The sequence below is a fragment of the Pseudohongiella acticola genome (genome assembly GCF_001758195.1).
In the GTDB taxonomy this organism is placed as follows: domain Bacteria; phylum Pseudomonadota; class Gammaproteobacteria; order Pseudomonadales; family Pseudohongiellaceae; genus Pseudohongiella; species Pseudohongiella acticola.
In genome coordinates this window covers 255,874-278,675 of the sequence record NZ_MASR01000001.1, presented here as the reverse complement: position 1 = coordinate 278,675, position 22,802 = coordinate 255,874, and the positions used below count along the sequence as shown (strand labels likewise).

General features: G+C 55.0%; 22 protein-coding genes and 1 tRNA gene. 13 read left to right on the top strand and 10 right to left on the bottom strand.

All coding sequences use genetic code 11. The features are described 5' to 3' along the window. Positions 1 to 263 precede the first annotated feature (263 nt). From PHACT_RS01210 to cysG, 6 genes are all read left to right on the top strand, one after another. The gene (locus PHACT_RS01210) at positions 264 to 2,591 is read left to right on the top strand and encodes a DNA translocase FtsK (protein ID WP_070115555.1); all 2,328 of its coding nucleotides are present in this window, start codon (positions 264 to 266) and stop codon (positions 2,589 to 2,591) included. Positions 2,592 to 2,655: 64 nt separating this feature from the next. Further along, positions 2,656 to 3,378 (top strand): outer membrane lipoprotein chaperone LolA, encoded by a 723-nt coding sequence (gene lolA / locus PHACT_RS01205; RefSeq protein WP_139141396.1) that lies wholly within the window; start codon positions 2,656 to 2,658, stop codon positions 3,376 to 3,378. Next, positions 3,359 to 4,720, top strand: a complete 1,362-nt coding sequence (locus PHACT_RS01200; protein ID WP_070115553.1) for a replication-associated recombination protein A — start codon at positions 3,359 to 3,361, stop codon at positions 4,718 to 4,720. The genes lolA and PHACT_RS01200 overlap by 20 nt, the downstream gene beginning before the upstream one ends. Beyond that, complete coding sequence (gene crcB, locus PHACT_RS01195; protein ID WP_070115552.1) at positions 4,717 to 5,094, top strand: fluoride efflux transporter CrcB; 378 nt, start codon at positions 4,717 to 4,719, stop codon at positions 5,092 to 5,094. Before PHACT_RS01200 ends, crcB begins: the two co-directional genes overlap by 4 nt. A gap of 42 nt (positions 5,095 to 5,136) precedes the next feature. Then, complete coding sequence (gene serS, locus PHACT_RS01190) at positions 5,137 to 6,420, top strand: serine--tRNA ligase (protein ID WP_070115551.1); 1,284 nt, start codon at positions 5,137 to 5,139, stop codon at positions 6,418 to 6,420. Positions 6,421 to 6,458: 38 nt separating this feature from the next. Continuing rightward, the gene (gene cysG / locus PHACT_RS01185) at positions 6,459 to 7,841 is read left to right on the top strand and encodes a siroheme synthase CysG (RefSeq protein ID WP_070115550.1); all 1,383 of its coding nucleotides are present in this window, start codon (positions 6,459 to 6,461) and stop codon (positions 7,839 to 7,841) included. Here cysG and PHACT_RS01180 read toward each other — a convergent pair. From PHACT_RS01180 to PHACT_RS01140, 9 genes are all read right to left on the bottom strand, one after another. Next, positions 7,804 to 9,177, bottom strand: a complete 1,374-nt coding sequence (locus PHACT_RS01180) for an MATE family efflux transporter (RefSeq protein WP_070115549.1) — start codon at positions 9,175 to 9,177, stop codon at positions 7,804 to 7,806. The genes cysG and PHACT_RS01180 overlap by 38 nt on opposite strands. Then, positions 9,170 to 10,030: a PA4780 family RIO1-like protein kinase gene (locus PHACT_RS01175; protein ID WP_070115548.1), complete on the bottom strand. Its 861-nt coding sequence runs from the start codon at positions 10,028 to 10,030 to the stop codon at positions 9,170 to 9,172. The genes PHACT_RS01180 and PHACT_RS01175 overlap by 8 nt, the downstream gene beginning before the upstream one ends. A 4-nt stretch (positions 10,031 to 10,034) precedes the next feature. Beyond that, complete coding sequence (locus PHACT_RS01170) at positions 10,035 to 10,541, bottom strand: putative 4-hydroxy-4-methyl-2-oxoglutarate aldolase (protein WP_070115547.1); 507 nt, start codon at positions 10,539 to 10,541, stop codon at positions 10,035 to 10,037. An 11-nt stretch (positions 10,542 to 10,552) separates the two neighbouring features. Continuing rightward, positions 10,553 to 11,671, bottom strand: a complete 1,119-nt coding sequence (locus tag PHACT_RS01165; RefSeq protein WP_070115546.1) for a phosphoribosylaminoimidazolesuccinocarboxamide synthase — start codon at positions 11,669 to 11,671, stop codon at positions 10,553 to 10,555. A gap of 92 nt (positions 11,672 to 11,763) precedes the next feature. After that, positions 11,764 to 12,108: a TusE/DsrC/DsvC family sulfur relay protein gene (locus tag PHACT_RS01160; protein ID WP_070115545.1), complete on the bottom strand. Its 345-nt coding sequence runs from the start codon at positions 12,106 to 12,108 to the stop codon at positions 11,764 to 11,766. Beyond that, positions 12,101 to 12,394 carry a sulfurtransferase complex subunit TusB gene (tusB, locus tag PHACT_RS01155; protein ID WP_070115544.1) on the bottom strand — a complete coding sequence of 98 codons (294 nt, stop codon included), beginning with the start codon at positions 12,392 to 12,394 and terminating at the stop codon, positions 12,101 to 12,103. The genes PHACT_RS01160 and tusB overlap by 8 nt, the downstream gene beginning before the upstream one ends. Next, the gene (gene tusC, locus PHACT_RS01150; RefSeq protein ID WP_070115543.1) at positions 12,391 to 12,747 is read right to left on the bottom strand and encodes a sulfurtransferase complex subunit TusC; all 357 of its coding nucleotides are present in this window, start codon (positions 12,745 to 12,747) and stop codon (positions 12,391 to 12,393) included. The genes tusB and tusC overlap by 4 nt, the downstream gene beginning before the upstream one ends. Positions 12,748 to 12,750: 3 nt before the next feature. Continuing rightward, complete coding sequence (gene tusD / locus PHACT_RS01145; protein WP_397389509.1) at positions 12,751 to 13,137, bottom strand: sulfurtransferase complex subunit TusD; 387 nt, start codon at positions 13,135 to 13,137, stop codon at positions 12,751 to 12,753. A 132-nt stretch (positions 13,138 to 13,269) separates the two neighbouring features. Beyond that, positions 13,270 to 13,938 (bottom strand): Bax inhibitor-1/YccA family protein, encoded by a 669-nt coding sequence (locus tag PHACT_RS01140; protein WP_070115541.1) that lies wholly within the window; start codon positions 13,936 to 13,938, stop codon positions 13,270 to 13,272. A gap of 219 nt (positions 13,939 to 14,157) precedes the next feature. On the opposite strand from PHACT_RS01140, the gene PHACT_RS01135 reads away from it, so the two are divergent. The 6 genes from PHACT_RS01135 (at position 14,158) to PHACT_RS01110 (ending at position 21,108) form a co-directional block, all read left to right on the top strand. Beyond that, positions 14,158 to 14,248: transfer RNA gene (locus PHACT_RS01135), tRNA-Ser, on the top strand. A 488-nt stretch (positions 14,249 to 14,736) separates the two neighbouring features. After that, positions 14,737 to 16,170, top strand: coding sequence for a dynamin family protein (locus PHACT_RS01130; RefSeq protein ID WP_070115540.1), 1,434 nt, complete (start codon positions 14,737 to 14,739; stop codon positions 16,168 to 16,170). Between the two features lie 67 nt (positions 16,171 to 16,237). Then, positions 16,238 to 17,671, top strand: coding sequence for an L-serine ammonia-lyase (locus PHACT_RS01125; protein ID WP_070115539.1), 1,434 nt, complete (start codon positions 16,238 to 16,240; stop codon positions 17,669 to 17,671). Positions 17,672 to 17,765: 94 nt separating this feature from the next. Continuing rightward, positions 17,766 to 19,145 (top strand): M20/M25/M40 family metallo-hydrolase, encoded by a 1,380-nt coding sequence (locus PHACT_RS01120; protein WP_070115538.1) that lies wholly within the window; start codon positions 17,766 to 17,768, stop codon positions 19,143 to 19,145. A 131-nt stretch (positions 19,146 to 19,276) separates the two neighbouring features. Then, entirely contained in the window at positions 19,277 to 19,663 is a 387-nt protein-coding gene (locus tag PHACT_RS01115) for a BlaI/MecI/CopY family transcriptional regulator (RefSeq protein ID WP_070115537.1), read from the top strand. 17 nt (positions 19,664 to 19,680) lie between these two features. Continuing rightward, positions 19,681 to 21,108: a M56 family metallopeptidase gene (locus PHACT_RS01110; protein WP_070115536.1), complete on the top strand. Its 1,428-nt coding sequence runs from the start codon at positions 19,681 to 19,683 to the stop codon at positions 21,106 to 21,108. Positions 21,109 to 21,151: 43 nt separating this feature from the next. On the opposite strand, the gene PHACT_RS01105 is transcribed toward PHACT_RS01110, so the two are convergent. Next, the gene (locus PHACT_RS01105) at positions 21,152 to 21,928 is read right to left on the bottom strand and encodes a class D beta-lactamase (RefSeq protein ID WP_169819361.1); all 777 of its coding nucleotides are present in this window, start codon (positions 21,926 to 21,928) and stop codon (positions 21,152 to 21,154) included. 241 nt (positions 21,929 to 22,169) lie between these two features. Between PHACT_RS01105 and PHACT_RS01100 the strand changes: the two genes are divergently transcribed. Continuing rightward, on the top strand, positions 22,170 to 22,715 hold the full coding sequence (locus PHACT_RS01100) for a DUF2058 domain-containing protein (RefSeq protein WP_070115535.1): 546 nt from the start codon (positions 22,170 to 22,172) through the stop codon (positions 22,713 to 22,715). The last annotated feature ends 87 nt before the right edge of the window (positions 22,716 to 22,802 follow it).

Below are 22,802 nucleotides of genomic sequence, written 5' to 3'. Positions count from 1 at the left end.
CCCCGTAGAGGGCAACGCAAGCGCGGCATTATACAGTCAATAGGGTCGGGCTGCTTGATAATCAAGCTGTGATCGGAGATACAGTCACGCTCTGGCACAATGTGCTATTCTCAGCAACGGCCTGACAGTACACAGACCCACACTTGGCACAGATTCGCACAGGCACCGTTGATGGCTGTTTGATTGTCGGCATAAATCTATTATGATAGCGCTTACTTACCTTGAAAAAGATTTAATTTAACTACGCAGGCAACTGATAAATTTTGAAAAATGCGTCGAAACAAAAAACGGTAACGGATGACCGGCTGAATCGCCTGTCACAACGCATCATGCGTGAAGGGGCATTGATCAGCGCGTTTTTGCTCGGCATTGTCCTGCTGGTGGCACTGCTCAGCTATTCTCCCCAGGATCCCGGCTTCACCACCACCGGATCTGGCGAACCCGTTAATAATGCCATTGGTCACATGGGGGCCTGGCTGGCAGACGTTCTGCTGCACATGTTCGGCTATTTTGCCTACATCTTCCCGCTGGCGTTGGGATTCAAGGTATTCTCGCTGTTCCGGGATTCGTCGCGGGAACGGGAATTTTCCTGGATGGTGGTATCGCTCAAGGTAATGGGCATTGTCCTGCTGGTCATTGGTGCCTGTACGCTGGCAACGCTGCATTTCGCCATTTCCGATGACAATACCTGGCCTGCCGGCGGCCTGATTGGCTCTGCCATGGCCGATGCCAGTGTTCCCGTATTGGCGATATTTGGCAGTACACTGGTCTACCTCAGCATTTTCCTGTTCGGTCTGACGGTCACCTTTGAAATCTCCTGGCTTAAACTGGTCGATCGTATCGGTTACTGGACCATCAACGGTGTCGCACGGGCCAATGACGCCATGCGTGCATGGCAGGAGAAAAGAGAAGAAGCCAACAAGGTGAAGCAGGGTGTGGAGAAGAGAAAAAAGGCACTCGATGTCCGAATTGAAAAAGAAAAGAAACGCACGCCACCACGTATTGAACCCGTTCTCAGTGCGCCGCCACAACGAAGCCAGCGGGTAGAGAAAGAGCGACAAACCAAGCTGTTTACTGACAGCGCACCGGGTGAATTGCCCGCCGTCAGTTTGTTGGACGAACACAAGAATGCTGGCAACAAGGGTTATTCAACGGAGTCCCTTGAAGCCATGTCGAAACTGCTGGAACTTAAACTGCAAGATTTTGGTATCGAGATTGAAGTCACTGCAGTACATCCGGGCCCGGTAATCACACGGTTCGAAGTACAACCCGCACCCGGCGTCAAGGCCAGTCGCATCACCGGTTTGGGCCGTGACCTGGCGCGCTCTCTGGCTGTTGTGGGCGTGCGTGTGGTGGAGGTGATACCAGGCAAGACCGTGATTGGTATTGAAATACCCAATGAGCACCGGGAAATGATCATGCTTGGCCAGGTGCTGGCATCGCCGGAATTTGACAAAGCTCAATCCGCGTTGAGCATGGCGCTGGGCCACGACATTGTTGGTAAGCCGGTTATTGTCGATCTCGCCAAGATGCCGCATCTGCTGGTGGCCGGCACCACCGGTTCAGGTAAATCCGTGGGCATCAATGCCATGATTCTGAGCCTGTTGTACAAGTCCACACCCGAACACGTGCGCATGATCATGATTGATCCCAAGATGCTGGAGCTGTCTGTTTACGATGGTATTCCGCACCTGCTTACACCTGTGGTAACCGACATGAAGGACGCCGCCAACGCGCTGCGCTGGAGTGTCGCAGAGATGGAGCGACGTTATAAGCTGATGTCGGCGCTGGGTGTACGCAACCTGGCTGGTTACAACAAAAAGGTGCAGGACGCGATCAAGGCCGGAGAACCCATCATTGATCCGATCTGGCGTCCTGATCCCATGGCGCTGCAGGATGATCAGCAAGCACCACCGCTGGAGGCATTGCCCAATATTGTTGTGGTGGTGGACGAGCTCGCCGACATGATGATGGTCGTTGGCAAAAAAGTGGAAGAGCTCATTGCCCGTATTGCACAGAAAGCCCGAGCGGCCGGTATCCATCTGATTCTGGCGACACAGCGCCCCTCAGTCGATGTGCTTACCGGCCTGATCAAGGCCAACATCCCGACCCGACTGTCGTTTATGGTGCAGTCCAAGGTCGATTCACGCACGATTCTGGGAGAGGGCGGCGCTGAGCAGTTGCTGGGCAACGGTGACATGCTGTTTCTGCCACCCGGTGGCGGCCTGGCCAAGCGGGTTCACGGCGCCTTTGTCAGCGACGAGGAAGTGCACCGTGTTGTCGCTGACTGGAAGTCTCGCGGCGAACCGGTTTACATCGATGAGATCACCCAGGGTGTTGAAGAGCGCGACATGAACATGGGGGGTGGCTCCTCCGGTGAAGGTGGCGAGGAGGACGATGCGCTGTACGACGAGGCCGTGGCGTTTGTCTGCGAATCTCGCAAAGCCTCCATATCCGCAGTGCAACGCAAGCTACGCATCGGTTATAACCGCGCCGCGCGGATGATTGAAGCCATGGAAGCCGCCGGTGTGGTGTCGGAGATGGGCACCAATGGCAGTCGGGAAGTACTGGCACCGCCACCACCGCGTTAAGCCACGGTTCACCCGCTAACAGTTAACATTGCGATCAATCAAGCCATTTTAGAAGGAGCTGCCTGTGAAATCGTTTTTCCCAATGTGCGTGCTCAGCTTCATGCTGGCAGCAACACCGGTCTCGATTGCAGCGCAGGGCGCGTCCTCTGAGCAGGCCAACAACAGTGACAGCGCAACTATCGGCACTGACACCGCAACCGAGCGCCTGACCCGCCTACTGGCCGACCTGAGCACCTTCCGCGCGGACGTCAGACAGCTTATTACCGAATCCAGCGGTGGTGTGCTGGAGGAGAGCGATATCCTGTTCATGCTGAAACGGCCCCACGGTTTCTACTGGGAAACGCTGTCACCGTTCCCCGAACTCATCGTCACCAATGGCGATACCTTGTGGAATTACCAGCCCGATCTTTTGCAGCTAAGCATTGAGGACTGGAACCCTGATGAATCGGAACTGGCGGCGCAACTGCTGGGCGGAGAAACTGCCGCCATTGCTGAGGAATACGACATAGAAGCGGTGCAGGTGGCAACCAATGACTGGGAATTTGTACTGCGGCCACTGGATCAGGCCAGTCTCTATCAGCGCGTGGTGCTGTATTTTGTCGACGATCTGCTGGAATCGATTCTGCTGATCAATACCAATGGCCAGCGCACGCTGTGGGAATTTTTTAATCGACAGGTTAATGAACCCATCGCTGACACCACATTCAACTTCACCGCACCGGACGACGACTTTCTTGACGTGATCGACAACCGCGCCGACAACACTCATGAAACAGACCAGCTTTGACGATGTGACAGAGACCGCCGAAGGGGCGCTGTCTTCTCAACCCCTGGCGGCACGAATGCGCCCGCGCACACTGGAAGACTATATCGGTCAATCACATATTCTTGGGCCAGGCAAACCGCTGCGTGATGCCATCAGCCGCGGCCTGCCGCACTCCATGATTCTGTGGGGGCCTCCGGGTACCGGCAAAACCACCCTGGCACGAATGGTGGCCATCGCCAGTGATGCCAGCTTTGAAAGCATTTCTGCCGTTCTGTCCGGCGTCAAGGAGATCCGGGCGGCTGTTGAACGCGCTCGACTGCGCAAACAGCACAACGGTCAGGCCACCATTCTGTTTGTTGACGAGGTGCACCGTTTCAACAAAAGCCAGCAGGACGCATTTTTGCCCCACATTGAAGACGGCACGCTGATCTTTGTTGGCGCCACCACGGAAAATCCATCGTTTGAATTGAATAACGCGTTGCTGTCGCGTGCCCGCGTCTACGTATTAAAAAGCCTGACCGATGCCGAGCTGGTGGAAGTGCTGACTCAGGCATGTGAGGACCCACTCAGAGGGCTGGGGCAACGTCACCTGCAGATTGACGACGGCGCCATGGACCGCCTGGCTGTAGCCGCCGACGGCGATGCCCGCAAAGCCCTCAATCTGCTGGAAATAGCGTCGGATCTGGTCACTGACGGCGACGATATCGGCGACGACATCCTGGAGCAGGTATTGCTCGGCAGTCCACGCCGCTTCGACAAGGGCGGAGATCTGTTTTACGACCAGATTTCAGCGCTACACAAAGCGGTACGAGGTTCATCACCCGATGCCGCACTATACTGGCTGTTGCGCATGCTGGACGGGGGTTGCGATCCACTGTACGTCGCTCGCCGGGTCGTGCGCATGGCCAGTGAAGACATTGGCAATGCCGATCCGCGCTGTCTGCAGATGGCACTGTCGGCGTGGGATGCGCTGACCCGACTGGGCAGCCCGGAAGGCGAGCTGGTGCTGGCTCACGCGGTTATCTATCTGGCGTGTGCACCCAAAAGCAATGCCGTCTATATGGCGTTTAATGCCGCCAAAGCCGATCTCGCGCGACAACCGTCGCACGATGTACCGCTGCATTTGCGCAATGCACCCACGGCGTTAATGAAAGATCTGGATTACGGTGCTCAATACCGTTATGCCCACGACGAAGAAGGCGCCTATGCGGCCGGTGAAAATTATTTTCCGGAAGCTCTTAAAAACACACAATACTACCATCCGGGCGACAATGGTCTGGAAGCAAAGATCAGCGAAAAGCTGAACTATCTGCGGCAACGCGATGCCAACAGCGCGGATAAACGATACCCGGGCAAGTCATGATGACATATCTGGCCATTGCAGTTGGCGGTGCCATCGGTGCGCTTTCCCGATATGCACTGATGGAACTGATCGCCACCCACACCGACAGCCGCCTGCCCTGGGGCACACTGTTGGTGAATATCTTCGGGGCGCTGCTCATTGGCATCCTGTATGTCATCATCAGCGAAAAACTGCTGCTGTCAGAAGCGGCCCGGGCATTGCTCATTGTCGGTTTTCTGGGTGCCTTCACCACATTTTCGACTTTTTCACTCGACACGTTACTGCTCATCCAGCAAGGCTGGTGGCTGCAGGCTGTCGGCTACATGCTCGCCAGCGTGCTGGTTTGTGTGCTGGCGACATGGCTCGGCATGGCACTTGCGCGTTTGCTGACGTAAAATTGCACCCGTTAACCCAATCCGAACAAGGACATCAACACCATGTTAGACCCACGCCTGTTAAAAACTGACCCTGATCACCTGATCGCTGCCCTGGCAAAACGCGGTGTCACCGTCGATCTGAGTCATCTTCTGGCGCTGGATGAGCAACGCAAACGCCTGCAGCAGGAAACTGAACAGTTGCAGAATGAACGTAATACTCGAGCCAAAAATATTGGCAAGGCCAAAGCAGCGGGGGAAGACGTGACCCCTTTACTGGCCGAAGTCAGCGGCCTCGGCGATAAACTGGATGCCGCCAAAGCGTCGCTGGCTGACGTGCAGCAAGCGTTTAATGATGTCTGGATTCAACTGCCCAACCTGCCGCAGGCGGATGTGCCGGCTGGCAAGGACGAGAATGACAATGTCGAATTGCGACGCTGGGGTACACCCAGGGAAATGACCTTTAAACCCCGTGATCACGTTGAACTGGGCGAATATGAAGCCGCCACCGGCCCGGCAATGGACTTTGCCGCCGCCACCAAATTGACCGGTAGCCGCTTTGTGGTCATGCGCGGCCGCATGGCACGCCTGCACCGCTCCCTGATTCAGTTCATGCTGGACCAGCACACGCAGCAGCATGGTTACGAGGAAGTTTATGTGCCCTATATGGTTAACCGTGACTCGCTGATGGGCACCGGCCAGCTGCCAAAATTTGCTGAAGACCTGTTCCATCTGGAAGGTGAACAGGATTTTTATCTGATCCCCACGGCAGAAGTCCCGGTCACCAATCTGGTACGTGACGAGATCGTGCCGGCGGAAAGCATGCCACTCAAACTGGTCTGTCACACGCCCTGTTTCCGCAGCGAAGCGGGCAGCTATGGCCGCGACACGCGCGGCATGATTCGCCAGCATCAATTCGAAAAAGTGGAGCTGGTACAGATGGTTCGGCCGCAGGATTCAGACGCCGCACTGGAAGAGCTGACCGGCCATGCCGAACGCATTCTGCAACTGCTCGAGTTGCCTTACCGCACCATGCAATTGTGTGGTGGTGACATGGGTGCCAGTGCTGCGCGCACGATCGACCTGGAAGTCTGGCTGCCATCTCAGGACTGTTATCGTGAAATCTCTTCCTGCAGCACCTTTGAAGACTATCAGGCACGTCGCATGCAGGCGCGCTGGAGAAACCCGGAAACCGGAAAACCGGAATTGCTGCACACCCTGAATGGCTCCGGACTTGCCATTGGTCGCACCCTGGTAGCCATCATGGAAAATTACCAGCAGGAAGACGGTTCGGTTCAGATACCGGCTGTACTGGTGCCGTACATGGGTGGGGCAGCCACGCTGTAATTGCGAAGCCGGGGTTGGAAACAAAGGACAACAGGTTTATGGATTACCTACCAATTTTTATGAACGTGCGCGGCCAGCGCTGCCTGTTGGTCGGAGCAGGGGAAGTCGCAAGTCGCAAAGCAGCCCTGCTGGTGCGTACTGGTGCGACGCTGATCGTGGTCGCCCCCTGGATCAGCGATCCCGTGCGCGATCTGGTTAACCAGCATGGCGGCGAGATTCATGAACGTGGTTTTACTGACAATGATCTGAACGATGTGGTGCTGGCAATTGCAGCCACCGACGACGACAAAGTAAACAGACACGTTTCGGAGCTGGCCCGCGAACGCAATTTACCTGTCAATGTTGTCGACCAGACCGAACTGTGCAGCTTTATCGTGCCCGCCATTGTCGACCGTTCACCGGTCGTGGTCGCCATCTCTACCGGAGGCAGCTCACCGGTATTGACCCGCCAGCTCAAGGAAAAAATAGACATCATGCTGCCTGCGGCCTACGGCAGGCTGGCAGCCATGCTTGGCAGTCTGCGTGACCGGGTCAAACTGGGGGTGACGGATTTCAGTCGACGCACACGTTTCTGGGAAAAACTGTTATCCGGTCCCTTGCCTGAGCTGATGCTGTCCGGCCGGGAACAGGAAGCCATGCAATTATTCGAAACCAGTCTGGCACGGGCCGACGACGATCAGTCACAAGGCGAAGTCTATCTGGTTGGCGCGGGTCCTGGTGACCCCGATCTGCTCACACTCAAAGCCCTGCGCCTGATGTACGCCGCCGATGTGGTCCTGTACGACAGGCTGGTGTCTCCCGAGATCATGAAACGTGTCCGACCGGACGCAGACAAAGTGTTTGTCGGCAAAGAAGCCAAACATCACCCGGTGCCACAGGAACAGATAAATGACATGCTGGTGCGGCTGGCCCGGGAAGGCAAAAAAGTATTGCGCCTGAAAGGCGGCGATCCCTTCATCTTCGGTCGCGGTGGCGAAGAGATAGACCAACTGGCGGCAGCGGGTCTGCCATTCCAGGTTGTGCCAGGTGTAACAGCAGCCTCCGGTTGTGCCGCCTATGCCGGCATACCGCTGACTCACCGTGATTTTTCACAATCGGTGCGTTTTGTCACCGGTCATATGAAGAATGACGAGCCCGATCTCGACTGGCCAGTGCTGGCCAAAGAAGATCAGACGCTGGTCATCTATATGGGGCTGATCACATTGCCAGTAATCTGCGAACAGCTGCAGGCATATGGTATGAACAGCGCCATGCCGGTGGCAATCGTAGAGCAGGGTACCTTGCCACAACAGCGGGTTGTAACCGGCACTTTGCAGGATATCGCGGGAAAAGTGGAAGCGGCAGGGGTCAAGGCACCGGCCATTATCATCGTCGGTCAGGTTGTCAAGCTGCACCGTGAGCTGGCGTGGTTCGGTCACTGATGCTGCGCCGCAGGCCCGGCAGATAATAAGACAGGCACAGCGCGCGCAGACAGACATAAATCACGAAGGACAACCACAGACCCTTATTGCCTGCCCAATTGATCGCCAGCAGGCTAAGTGGCAAAAAGATGGCGGTACCCACAATGGCGGCATTACGCATTTCGCGCGTGCGCGTGGTGCCGATAAAGATGCCGTCTAGCTGAAACGCCACCACCGCCAACAGCACATACAAAGCAGCCCATGGCAAAACCAGTGACACCTGATACCAGACCTGTTCGTGGGTACTCAGCAATTGTGCCGCAAAATCACCGCCAAACAGAATGATCGCTGCCAGCACGCCAGCGGTCATCAGCGCCAGTTCACTGCTTTTGCGCACGGCTTCATCGAAGCGTCGCACATTTTTTGCCCCGGCGGCTTCGCCCACTATCGCTTCCGTCACATAGGCATAGGCGTCGAGGAAAAACGCGGAAAAGGAAATCAGTTGCAACAGAATATGATTGGCGGCCAATACATCGTCACCAAACTGGCCGCTTTGCCTGACAAACCAGGCAAAACTGAACACCAGCAGCAGGGTGCGTATCATGATATGGCTGTTGACGCTCAAGGTGTGTCGTAGGCGTGTCCAGTCGCGCAGGCGGGGCAGGGGTAAAAACGCTTCCTGATCACGATGGCGCCGGCGCAAAATGCGTAATACCAGAAACAGGGCCAGACCCACACTGCTCCATTCTGCCAGCGCAGTGCCCAGCGCAATGCCCTCAACGCCCATGCCCAGAAAGCCGGCGAACCAGATGTCCAGGGTAATATTAAGACCGTTCAGGAAAAGCTGTACCAGCAGCAGCGTTTTGCTGTGCCCAAGCCCTATCAGGCAACCCATCAACGCGAATAGCGCCAGGGCAGCGGGCGCTCCCCAGATGCGCATGGCGATGTATTCACGCGTCAATGCATTAACGCTGTCACTGCCATCCATCAGGGCAAGAGAAACCGCGCTGATTGGTTGCTGCAAGGCAATCAGCGCAAGACCAAGACCCGCCGCCAGCAGTAGGGCACGCCACAACGCCGTGCGTACTTCCGCCTCATCACCAGCGCCTACTGCCTGGGCGGTGAAACCCGTGGTGCCCATGCGCAGAAAACCAAACCCCCAGTAAACAAAACTGAAGATGATGGCGCCAAAGGCAATGGCACCCAGTGCCGACAACGAACCGGTATTGCCGATAACGGCGGTGTCGGACAGGCCAAGCAGGGGGACGGAGGCATTGGCCAGCATGACTGGCCAGGCACGGCGCAGAATTTCACGATGCCGTAGCAACGTTACCGGCGTGGCGTCGATATCACTCATCGCCCGCTTCGGCTGCCAGGCGGCGTTCTTCGGCTTCCTCGGCTTCAGCGCGCGCATGCTCTATGACCAGCAGAATTTCGTCAATATTGGCATTTTCAGCGCGACGTTCAAACTGCCCGGTCAGGGTCACGTCGGGGCGCAGGCGACCGCGTTCATACAGATCCCAAATCTCCGGGCCGTAATAGGTACTGCGAAGTTCGGGCGCAAACCGACCGAAATAACGCGTCATGTTCTCGACGTCGCGGATCAACATGGAGGCCGCGTTATTATTGCCGGCAGCATTGACTGCCTGCGGCAGATCGATAATCACCGGGCCGTCGTCAGCCAACAGGACATTAAATTCGGACAGGTCTCCGTGAATCAACCCAGCGCTCAACATTTTCACAACATCGTGCATCACCCGGGCATGATAAAGTTCTGCCTGCTCTTTAGTCAGTTCAACATCGTTGAGACGTGGCGCCACATCACCGTCAGCATCAATAATCATGTCCATCAGTAACACGCCATCAACAAAACCATGGGTTTTGGGCACTCGCACGCCGGCCTGGTGGAGGCGGCGCAGGGCGTCAACTTCCGCGTTCAACCAGGCTTCTTCGTGGCCACGCTGACCATATTTACTGCGTCGCCCCATGGCCCGGGCATCACGGCTGTTGCGAACTTTGCGCCCTTCCTGATAGGTCGCCGCCTGCTTGAAGCTGCGGTTATTGGCTTCTTTATAGATTTTTGCACAGCGCAAGTGGGCGCCACATCGCACAACATAAACCTGTGCTTCCTTGCCGCTCATCAACTGACTGATTACCTCATCAATCAGGCCATCATCCATCAAAGGCTGTAATCGTGAAGGTGTTTTCATAACTCTAGTGCAACCCCGGCAAAACAAGTTGTTGCGCACACACCAGCAGACCGTTGTTATCACCGTAGGCATACTGGCCAGGAACAAACGTGATACCCGCAAAACTGACTTCAACATTCAACTCGCCGACGCCTTTACGGACGGTTTTCAGCGGATGTGCACCCAACGCCTGTACACCAAGGTCGAGCTGACTGATGGCGTTAACGTCACGGATACAACCATATACGATGACGCCCTCCCAGCCGTTGTCGACGGCCGACTCAGCAATCATGTCGCCCAACATGGCGCGACGCATTGAACCGGCACCATCAACCACCAGTACCTTGCCGACACCGGGTTTGCTGAGCTGATCCTTGACCAGGGAATTGTCTTCACAGGCTTTCACGGTAACGATTTCGCCACCAAAGGCTTCGCGTCCACCAAAGTTGATAAACATGGCTTCGGCCACTCTCACCTGATCAGGAAAATGGTCACACAGTTCGGGCAGCAAATCGTGTATAGAATCCTTCATATTGACTCCTGTTAGCTCAGTTGCGCCTCGTCTATCAAACCATATCGACTGTGCAGAATTTCGATAATTTCGGCCTTGGGATTGTCGGGCAGCCTTATTTTTTCACCGGTGATTTTTTCCGCCATGCTCACATAGGTAACAGAAACCTGCATCATGGCTTCCAGAGGCAAGGCGTTATCGCGGGCCAGTGCAATGCGTTCAGGCATGCGTGACTTGTTCAGCAAAATATCAGGGTCAGGGAAATGTTTTAGCAGAAACTGCCGGAACGCTTCCTTCGACTGTTCGATAATGCTTCCCTGACGATAGGCGGGGCCGTCCCATATTCGCGATGAGTCTGGCGTGCCGACCTCATCCATGTAAATCAATTTTTCCTGACCGTTCTGATCAGTGACATAACCGAATTCAAACTTTGTATCAACAAACACCTGGTCGAGTTTTTCCAGAGACTGACTGATCAAGTCGAAGCCTTCGCGAAGCAGCTTTTCATAAGTGCTAACATCCGCGCTGGACCGCAGGTTGAAGGCGGCATAATGCTCAACGATATCCTGACGGCTGATGTTGACGTCATCGGCCTCCGGCACACCGGGTATCCCCGTCAAAATACCTTTGGTAGATGGCGTCATCAACAGCTCAGGCAGGCGCTGATCTTTTTGCAGGCCATCGGGCAGGGTAATGCCACAGAATTCACGTTCGCCGTTACTGTACGCGCGCCACATGGAACCGGTGATGTACTGCCGCGCAATCGCTTCAATCAGCACCGGACGGGCTTTCTGCACTATCCAGACAAACGGATGCGGACGATCCAGTATGTGGCTGTCAGCCAGGCCATTGGCCCGAAACAGATCAAACCAGTGGCTGGCGATGGCATTGAGTGCAGCGCCTTTTCCAGGCACACCTGCCATGCCGCCTTCAGCATGCCAGACACAATCAAAGGCCGACAGGCGGTCGCTGATCACCATCAGGGCCAGCGGGGCGTCGGGCAGCACCGGGTAGTTGAACTCACGAATCAGACGCGCACTGTCTTCATCTGTCAGCCAGTACACTGAGCGTACCTTGCCGCTGTGAACCGCTTTGTCGGTTCGGATGGGGAGGTCATTGTTGACCGCTAGCACACTGTCGGCAGGACGCATAAAAAGGAAGACCCCAAATAGATTAAATGTTTAGCCTGCAAGTCGCGAAGCATAACAGATTCAGCCACTCGAAACATGAAGCAAAACGTGTCTCAGAAGCAATTTGCCGGTCGAGGCAACCCACCCAGACGACTGATAGTTAGTGCGGGTTTGCCGCCAAACAGTGTCATCAGATACAGGCTTTTGCCTTTTTCTGTACCCAGGTGCAGCGAGACATACCTGACCAGGGCGCGGGTAGCAGGGGAAATCTCAAACTCCTGATAGAATTTTTGTACCAGGTTGATCACTTCCCAATGCGACGGGGTCAGTCGAATTCCCTCGCGGCTGGCGAGCGCTTCCGCCACCTCCGTGTCCCAATCATGCAAGTGACGCAGATAACCGTCTTTATCCAGCGTCACGGGTGAACGCTCAGGTAATTGCAGGACTGAATCAGGCATGCGTAAGACTGTTCCTGTGCTCACATACCAATTGCACAAAACCCGCCATATCTGTCGCAGAAACCGCCGTGCCGTCGGTGCCGAGGCTGCGCGCAGCAAGATCGTCAGACAACGCAAAACAGCGAATATTCAAGCTGGCAATCGCGTTTGTCAGTGCCGTCTGATTAACCGCCAATACACCGTCTTCGATCAGGATGATGCTGTCCCCGGCACCCACGAGAGCAAGACAGCGCTGCAAGGCATCAGTACGGAAGGGGCTTTTGCTGACAATATGCAAGGTGCTCACAGGCTGAACACCATGTCGGAATCTGCGATGAGCAACCGGATTTCCTCGGCTGTGCAGGATTGCGCCGGGATCAATAGCTCGCTGTCGCCCAGGCCACGGGTTTGCAACGAATCGGCGTCGAGGAATACGCGGTCGACGCCGTACAACTCCAGCGCGGGCAGGGCAGCACTGACATTCTTCGCAGGCAGAGCTGACGGGTCCTGACCGGCCAGCAGTTGGTAGACGCCATCGTCCAGAAAGACAAGCTGGATTTTCTGCTCAAAGACAGCTGCAGACAGCACCATATCCTGCAGGGCTTTTGCCTTGCCGGTTCCGTGAGGAGCACTGCGCGCCAGGAAGGTCAGGGTTTTCATAGGCTAAACTCCAAAGCTTACAACACGATCGGAGTGCAGGCAGGCATCCACCCATTGGCCCAGCCCCGAAATATCAAAGACTGGATCCAGGCTGACAGCCATCTTGTCGTAGCGCGATGATTCTTCCTGATTCAACACACCGCGTTTAAGTGCCGAGGCCACACACACCACGGCATCCAGCTCATGTTCCTGGATCAAGGCAGCCCAGTCGGCATTCAGGTCACGCTCGTCCTGCGGCCAGACGGCGAGCGCATGCGCATTGTGAACACCGTCCTCGTAGAAGAACAGGCGATATATCTGGTGCCCGCTTTGCAGAGCCGCCTGACAGAAGTTCAGCGCGGACTGAGCCCCCTGAGCCGTGCCCGGCGCGCCATGAATGACCAAACTGATAACCACCTGAAATAGAGCCTCTGACAATGAATTGAGCAGCAATAGCGGCATTATGCCGCAAACTGACTACCAGAAACAAAAAAGCCCCGGACCAGGCCGGGGCTCTTGCTGCCAGATTTGGCGATGACTGCGTTACTCTTCTCCACCAAAGGCGGTCAACAGATGAAGCAGGCTGATAAAGATATTGTACAGAGACACGTACAAAGTCACTGTGGCCAGAATGTAATTACGCTCACCACCGTTGATGATCGCACCCGTCTGCATCAGGATGGCAGCGCTGGAGAACAGCATGAAGGCAGCGGACAGTGCCAACTGAAGGGCCGGCAACTGCAGGAACAGGTTGGCAATAAAGGCCGCCACGATGACCAGGAAACCCGCCATCATGAAACCGCTCAGAAATGAGAAGTCTTTGCGGGTCACCAGCGCGTATCCGGACAGACCAAAAAAGATAAAGGCTGTGCCGCCCAGCGCAGTCATGACCAGTTGGCTGCCGTTAGCAGTCGCCATGTAGAAACCCAGAATCGGTCCCAGCGTGTAACCCATAAAGCCGGTGAGGGCAAAAACCGCTGCCAGACCCCAGACACTGTTGGACAGTTTGTGGGTCAGGAACAACAAGCCGTAAAAGCCGATCAGCATGACAAAAATGTTGACGGGGGCCGCATTGCTGGCCATGGCAAAGCTTGCAGTCAAAGCACTGAATGCCAGCGTTAATGCCAGTAACAGATAGGTATTCTTGAGAACCTTGTTAACAACAACCGCAGACTCGCGTGACTGCGTGGCATTGACTTGGTACTGACTCATACAGGTAAACCTCCGGCTAAACATCCAATAACACCCGGATGGGCGCTACATCGACTCTATAGAAGATCGGTGACAACACCGTTATCTTTCACAACATAATCATACCGTGCAGTCCGGCAAAATCAATGAATATCGACGCAAGAGGGTAGAGTTGTCATCTGCAGCCCAATCAACAGTTGACTGATTACAAAATTATAGTAACATGCCGCTTCGCGCTGCGGAGGGGTGGCAGAGCGGTTGAATGCACCGGTCTTGAAAACCGGCGTAGGTTAATAGCCTACCCAGGGTTCGAATCCCTGCCCCTCCGCCATTTATCGAAGTCCCCGGCAGTATTGCCATCCCCAAAACCAGTAGAATCCCCAACCGCCATTAAGCAGGCAGGGATGAGAACCCGTTACAGGGTTCGACAACTTGTGCAACAAGTTGAGACGAGCGCCCCAGCGCGAAGCCCGAAGGGTTTAACAGCCCCAAAGGCTGTTAAATCAATCCTGCCCCTCCGCCATTTATCGAAGTCCCCGGCAGTATTGCCATCCCCAAAACCAGTAGAATCCCCAACCGCCGTTAAGCGGGCAGGGATGGGAACCCGTTACAGGGTTCGACAACTTGTGCAACAAGTTGAGACGAGCGCCCCAGCGCCACTTATCGAAGTCCCCGGCAGTATTGCCATCCCGACACCTCGTACTCCTGCGTTCTAATGCCACCGGATGAAGAAAGCCTTCAACTATGGGATACTCCCAGTCTACGCATCGAATACATAACAATCTCCACCTGTTATGACAACCGCTATGAGGGAGTAACATGGCCAAGACAGCAACAGAGGAACGCATCAAACGCCTGAAAGCCCATCTGGAGCGAGAGAACCCGGCGCTCGCCGAGGTGGTTGAGCAGTTCCAGGAACTTGATATCGTGGCTCGCAAGCTGGGTTTCATGAGCGAAGACGATTCGTATGCAACACAAATTTCATGGTGGCCGGTTGTGGCCGTGCTGGGAACGTTTTCCGCGGGAAAATCGACCTTCCTGAATGAGTACCTCGGACATCAATTACAACGCACCGGCAACCAGGCAGTAGACGATAAATTCACCGTTATCTGCTATGGCAGCGATGAAGCGCCAAAACAATTGCCCGGGCTGGCGCTGGACAGCGATCCACGATTTCCGTTTTACCAGATCAGTCAATCGATCGAGTCCGATGCCACCGGCGAAGGCAAACGCATCGACTCCTATCTGCAGCTCAAAACCTGCAATGCTGAAGTGCTGCGGGGTAAAATCCTGATTGATTCCCCCGGTTTTGATGCCGACAAACAGCGTGACGCCACGCTGCTGATTACCGATCACATCATCGGCCTGTCGGATCTGGTACTGGTGTTCTTTGATGCACGTCACCCGGAACCAGGTGCCATGACTGACACGTTGGAGCACCTGGTGGCCAACACCATCAATCGGCAGGATTCCGACAAGTTCCTTTATATCCTGAACCAGATTGACAACACCGTACGCGAAGATAATCCGGAAGAAGTTGTGGCTGCGTGGCAACGGGCAATGGCCCAGTCTGGTCTGACCGCTGGCCGTTTTTTCCGCATTTACTCAGAAGAAGCCGCTGTTCCCATCGACGACCAGCAGATCAAGGAACGCATGAAGGCTAAACGTGACGAGGATCTTGGCGACATTAAAAACCGCATACAACAACTGGATGTCAATCGGGCCTATCGTGTCACCGGGATGCTGGAGCAAAGCGCCAAGCATTTGCGTGACGTGCTTGTGCCAGAGCTGATCAAGGCGCGGCGTTTGTGGTTCAAACGGTCACGCTGGCTCAATGGTATCGTTTTTGGCGCCATGATTATTGCATTCGCCTACTGGAGCCTCAGCACTGGTTCATGGGACGGGGTCATTTTCAGGCCACTGGCAGACATGGCGCCTCTGATTCAGTTGGTGCTTGTTGGTGCGGCAGCAATCGCCCTGGCAATGTTGTACGGACACCTTCGGCTAATGGCCGGTCGTTCGGTACTGCGAAAACTTAAGCGCGAAAGCTCCCCCGGCGTTGATGGTAAACGACTGACAATGGCTTTCGAACGAAATCTCGACTCCTGGTCGAAACACCTGTCAGCAGGGCATCCGCATAACTGGTCTGGTCGTTTGCAGCGCAGACTGGACAAGCTGATTGCCAGCGCAGATACATTGGTGCAGAAGCTCAATGACCGCTTTACGCGACCATCAGGCGCCAATGATCAGTGAACGCCAGTGATCAGTGGCCCAACCATAATCGTTTGGTTTTGGCGGTCTGAACTCTTACACTGAAGGCATGGAAGCTCTCTCTGTGCTTGACATGTTCAAGATCGGCGTCGGCCCCAGCAGTTCGCATACGCTGGGGCCCTGGCGCGCCGCTGCACGTTTCGCCGAAAACCTGGGCGACAAGCGCACTGCTGTTAAATCTCTGCAAATCAGTTTATATGGCTCCCTGGCAAAAACCGGACGCGGGCACGGGACCGATATTGCGCTGATGCAGGGGCTGGCCGGAAAAGATCCGGTTCATTGTGATATTGAGCAGATCGAACCCGACGTCCGTGCCATACGCCAGACAAACCAGCTGGTGCTGCATGGCGGTCACGGAATCGAGTTTCATGCCGACACTGACATCCTGTTTCTCGACGACAAAATTCTGCCGTTCCATCCCAATGGCATTAAGTTTCAGGCCCGCCTGACTAACGACGATGTGGTCAGCGAGACCTGGTACTCGGTGGGCGGAGGTTTTGTCATTCAGGAGACCCAGGATGATGGCGACTCGCAGGATCAGATCAAACTGCATTATCCGGTCGAGTCGGCACAGGAGCTATCCCAGTGGTGCCAGCAATCCGGTCTGCCAATTTCCGGTGTGGTGGCAGAAAATGAAACCGCCTGGCGATCGCCCGCAGCAACGCGCGATGCCGTGATGCAAATATGGCAGGTGATGGCAGATTGTCTCTATAAAGGCTGCCATACCAGCGGGGTCCTTCCTGGCGGGCTGCGGGTCACGCGACGGGCAGCCACCCTGAATAGTCGTCTGTTACCGAACGCAACTTACTCCGATTATGAAAGCTGGCGACAGGCTATCCGTGATGGCGGCGAGGGTTTCGCCTATACCCTGGACTGGGTCAGCTGTTTTGCACTGGCGGTGAACGAACAGAATGCCGCTTTCGGTCGCGTAGTAACGGCGCCGACCAATGGCGCCGCTGGCGTGATCCCGGCCGTGTTGCAATACCTGCTGACATTCGCCCCCGGCATCAGGCAGTCGCCCCCTGATCCGGAACTGATCAACCGCTTTCTGTTCACTGCCTCCGAGATTGGTTGCATCTTCAAAAAACGAGCCACCATTTCTGCAGCCATGGGCGGCTGCCAGGCCGAGATAGGGGTTTCGTCAGCGATGGCGGCGGCAGGCCTGACCGAGTGCCTGGGAGGCAGCCCCGCGCAATGCCTGATGGCAGCAGAAATCGCCATGGAACATCACCTGGGCATGACCTGCGACCCCATTGGCGGCCTGGTTCAGGTACCCTGCATTGAGCGCAATACCATGGGCGCGATCAAAGCCATTACCGCCTCGCAGCTGGCACGCCATAGCGATCCATCACAAACAAAAGTGTCGCTTGATGTGGTGGTCAAGACCATGTGGGAAACAGCACAGGACATGAATACACGCTACAAAGAAACCTCGGACGGTGGCCTGGCTGTCAACATTCCGATCAACGTCAGCGAGTGCTAAGGTCTGCGAAGGCGAGACTTTTATGACTATTGATCTATACTCAGGCAAAGTCGATATCTAAAGATAACTTAACTGCGCACTTCAGGAGTACATTGTGAAATTCGAAAAATGGTTTTTGTCGGCAATATTCATATTCAGCGCAGCACCACTGAGCGCGCAGATTGACATTGAAACCAGCGACCAGGCCGTGGCGTGGCTGCAGGAATTTGTACAGATCGACACCATTAATCCGCCCGGTAACGAGTTTCGGGCGGTCGAGTTTTATGCCCGCATTTTTGACGCTGCCGGCATTGAGTACGAAACCGCAGAAAGCGCTCCGGGACGTGGCAACATCTGGGCACGCCTGCCTGGCGGCAACGAACCCGGTCTGATTTTGCTGCAACACACTGACGTGGTGCCTGCAGATCGGCAATACTGGTCATTCGACCCGTTGGCGGGCAACCTTAGCGAGGGTTATATCTATGGGCGTGGCACCCGCGACATGAAAGGTCTGGGCATCGCCCAGCTGGTTGCGTTTCTACAGCTGCATGCCTCAAACCGGGAATTGAACCGAGATGTCGTGTTTCTGGCCACCGCGGACGAAGAGGCGGGCGGCGCCTTCGGTGTTGGCTGGCTGATTGACAATCATCCGGAAATTTTCGACGGTGCTGGCATCCTGCTTAATGAAGGCGGGGGAGGCAGCCGCAGTGACGGTGAGGTCGTATTCGGTGTTGAGGTCACACAAAAGGTACCGGTCTGGTTGCGCCTGACTGCAGTTGATGAGCCCGGTCACGGCTCCTCACCACGCACAACCAGCTCAATGACACGCGTTGTACGCGCCCTGAATACACTGCTGGAGAATCCGTTCCCGCCGCGAATCATCCCGCCGGTGGAGGATTATTTTGCCGGTATGTCACTGGCTCAGGGCCCGGCCTGGGCAGACGATTACGCCGACATACGCCAGGCTATACAGAACCCCGCGTTTATTCAGCGACTGCATGAAAACCGGCCAGGTCACCACTCATTGATCCGCGACACCTGTTCCATGACCCGCATGGAAAGTTCCAACAAAATCAATGTGGTCGCCCCAGAGGCATGGGCTGAACTGGATTGCCGGATTCTGCCCGACAAACCGGCGCAGCAGTTCATCTCGGAACTAACCGAGCTGGTCGAGCATACCGGCGTCACTGTTGATGTGATCATGGCGTTCACACCTGCCATTTCCACGACCAATTCACGGCTGTTTACCGCCATCCAGAATGTAACGGCTGAGCTTCACCCCGGATCCCGGGTGTTGCCATCGGTCAGCACCGGGTTCACCGACAGCCACTTCACTCGTGACCTCGGCATCATCAGCTACGGATTCAATCCGCTGATTACCGACGATGGCGAGCATACCGGCGTCCACGGCAACGATGAGCGGGTGCCGGAAGCTGCGTTCCGGCGGGGCGTCAGTGACTATGATGCGGTCATTCGCAACGTCGTTTACGACTGACACCAATCCGCTAATGTTAAAATATTAACACAAAGGGCTTGACCTTTAGCTCGTAATGCTATTTTATTAGCAATATGCTAATTAATTGGCACCATCCAAAATCAGTCTCACACGACAAGGTAAGCACAATCATGGCACGTCCCGATCAACTCAGCCGACGCGAACGTCAGATAATGGACATTCTGTATCGACTGGGTAAAGCCAGCGCAAAAGATGTCATGCAGAACATGGAGGACGCGCCCAGTTATTCGTCAGTGCGTACCCTGTTAGGAAAGCTTGTCGAGAAAGGCCATGTTGATCATCGCGAAAGCGGATTGAAGTATGTCTACTTCCCGCTGGTGGCACACGAGAAGGCATCCCGCTCGGCGCTGGGCAATGTTGTAAAAACCTTTTTTGAAGACTCACCGTATCTCGCGGTCAACTCACTGCTGGATATGTCGATCAATGACCTGAGCGATGAAGAGCTGAACCAGCTCAAAACCATGATACAGACACGTAAACAGCAGAAGAACAAATAATAAAACAGGTGAGCACCATGACAATTCCGATCATGCTGACAGACACATTTTACTGGATCACATCGGCGCTGCATCAATCGCCGTTACTGATGACGGCAATCGATATCGTCCTGAAGTCGATTGCGGTGCTGATACCGTTTGCACTGATTGATGCACTCTTCGGTGCAAAATTAAACAATACCAGCCGGCACCTGCTCTGGTTGAATGCGCTGTTGTGTCTGGCCATTCTTCCCTGGCTACCCGCCTTGTTGTCACTGCGACCGGACGTGTTCGGAGGCGGTCAGAGCGCTGCTGCCAGCGCATGGTTTGAATTGACCGTGTCGTCGCAACAGACGCCTGCAAGCAATCCGTTCAATGCCGCAACAGTATTGCTGACGGCTTACCTGACTCCCGTGTTTTTGATGCTGGCCAGGTTGTTATTCGCGTTGCAAATTTCGCGCAACATTTTTAACAATGCCGTCCCGATACGGCACCATGACACAACAGACCTGCTTGCACGTCTGCGCAAGCAGCTTGCCATAACCCGCCGGGTAAACCTGCGTGTCAGTGACAGGATTGAGTCGCCGGTTTCGTTTGGACTGCTAAGGCCCACCATTATCGTGCCGGTTCAGGCTCGCGACTGGACTGCGTCCATCATGACCGACGTGTTATTACATGAGCTTTGCCACATCAAACGGCTGGACTGGCTGACAACTGTCATGGCACATGTGCTGGGCTGTGTCTTTTGGATGAATCCACTTGTGTGGCTGGCAGTCAAACGTTTACGCGAAGAGTCGGAACACAGCTGTGATACCGCTGTTCTGAACTCTGGACGCAGCGATACCGATTATGCCGAAAGCCTGCTGGGCGTGGCCACGCTCTGCATACAGGCGCGGCGCAACACAGGCAGAAGCCACGCGCTAATGCAAACCATGCTTGACCAGAACACTTTAAAAACGAGAATAAGCCGAGTGCTTGAGGAGAATAAAATGCAAGCGAGCGAAATGCAGAAACAAATCAGAAAAACCATAGCATGTTTGTTGATGCTGTCCGCTGGCGTGTTGGGCGTACTGGGGGCAACCCAGGTGCTGTCTGCGCAGGAACAGAGAGATCCGCCAGCAACCAGGGCCGCTGGCGATGAGGAAATGTTACCGCTGCACAACGAGCAGCCGCTTTACCCCAGAAGCGCAGCCGAGGCAGGCATTGAAGGCTGGGTCCATGTAAGATTCACCGTCAATGCCGCCGGCAGCATTGATGAAAATTCACTGGCAGTGGTGGATGCCGAACCGGCCGACACCTTTAACAACAGCGCGCTGGCGGCTGCCAGAAAATTCAGATTCAAGCCGCGAATCCGTGGCGGCGAAGCGGTTGCCGTGCCTGATGTCCAGTATGTCTTCCGTTACAAATTGCAAGCGGATCCAGCGGACCTGCTGGATTCAGCAAACCCGGCTACGTCAACAGACTGAGTCACAGGTTAACCACCAGGTGCCCCATTAAATTGACTATGACTCAAGGCAGGGCACCGAACTCACGCAGAACGTCCCTGGTAACTGACAATCGCGCCGGAATAAATCCTGAATCCGGTGCGGTTGCGGTCAGTACAGTCGCAAACATGATTACGTTGTTGTCACGTTCAACCCAGCCAACCCACCAGCCGGTGTTTTCATCTCCGTCCAGAATCGCCAGACCGGTTTTCGCCCGCAGAACATAATCATCGGTGGCGTCATTCACCATGATATCTTTCACGGTATCCTGAGTAGCGTCAGAGAAGGGAAGGTCGCCACGATACAGCCGGCGCAACACATCAATCTGCTGCATGGGTGATATACGCAGAGCACCGGTCAGCCAGAACTGATCGATACCGCCGTTGATATTTTCATTGCCGTAGGCAGCTTCCGACAAGGCATGTTGCATGGCCTGTTCACCAACAGCGCGCACCAATGCCTGATAGTGGGCCACAGAAGACAGTCGAAATGCATCACGCAATGTCAGGTCGGTATTTGTTTCTGTGCGGCCTCGCGTCACACCATCCCAGGGCAGTACGGTATCTGCATTCGCTACCAACCCGGTTTCGAGTACAACCAGTGAACTCATGATTTTGAATGTGGAGGCAGGAATATGTTGCAGCAAAACGCTGTCTTTATCGGATGCGTAATACTGATCGTCATTCAGATCATAGATCAACATAGTGCCGTTGTAGCCTGTGGCATCAATGGCAGCCTGAGCGTAAGGCAGATTCGCAATTTTATTGTCGGCCGGCATCTGCGCCAAACCTGCTGCGGCCATCAGCGAACTGCAGAGCAGGGCGGCACTGAGGCAAACAGCTTTAACATTCCGCACGAAAATGCGGCCGATTGAATCAGGACGTTTTATCAGAATCGATTTCATGGATACCCTATATGTCGGTAGCAACCCGCCAAAGCCTACATCGTAGCATCATTGTCGATACCGGCACTTGTCGATTTTCGACGGTTTGCGGTAGTCTAACGACATTCGCACAGACTGCATCAACTGCTTGGATACAACCATGGCCAAATCACTATCAGAACAATTGCTGGGCGCTGGCCTGGTAGACCAGAAGAAAGCAAAACAGGCACAGCAGGAGAAGCGCAAGCAGACCCGCGCCCAACATAAACTCAAGCAGCCACCTGCCGATGAGACCCAGGCCAGACTGGCCAAGGAGCGCGCCGCCAAAGCCGAACATGATCGTGAGTTAAACCAGCAACGACTGGCCGCCGAAAACATAAAAGCCATGCGAGCCCAGGTGAAACAGATGCTTGATCACAGCGGCGTCACGGCGGACGGGGATATCCGTTTTAATTTTAATGACCCACGCAGCAACAAGATCAAGTCATTACACGTCAGCGCCAGACAGCAGACGCAACTGGCGCAGGGGCAGCTGGCAATCTGTTCGGACAGCGAACGTTATGTACTGGTGCCGCGTAATATCGCTGACAAAATCGCCCAGCGCTTTCAGGAAGCCGTGATTTTTGTCGCTGACTATAAAAATGACACATTGGCTGATGACGACCCGTACAAGGATTATCCGGTGCCTGATGATCTGATGTGGTAGTACTGATGTGGTAGTACTGATGTCGCAGTTTGCTGTCGACAGGCTATTCTGGCAATCGGCTATGCTGGCGACCCGATACGTCAAACA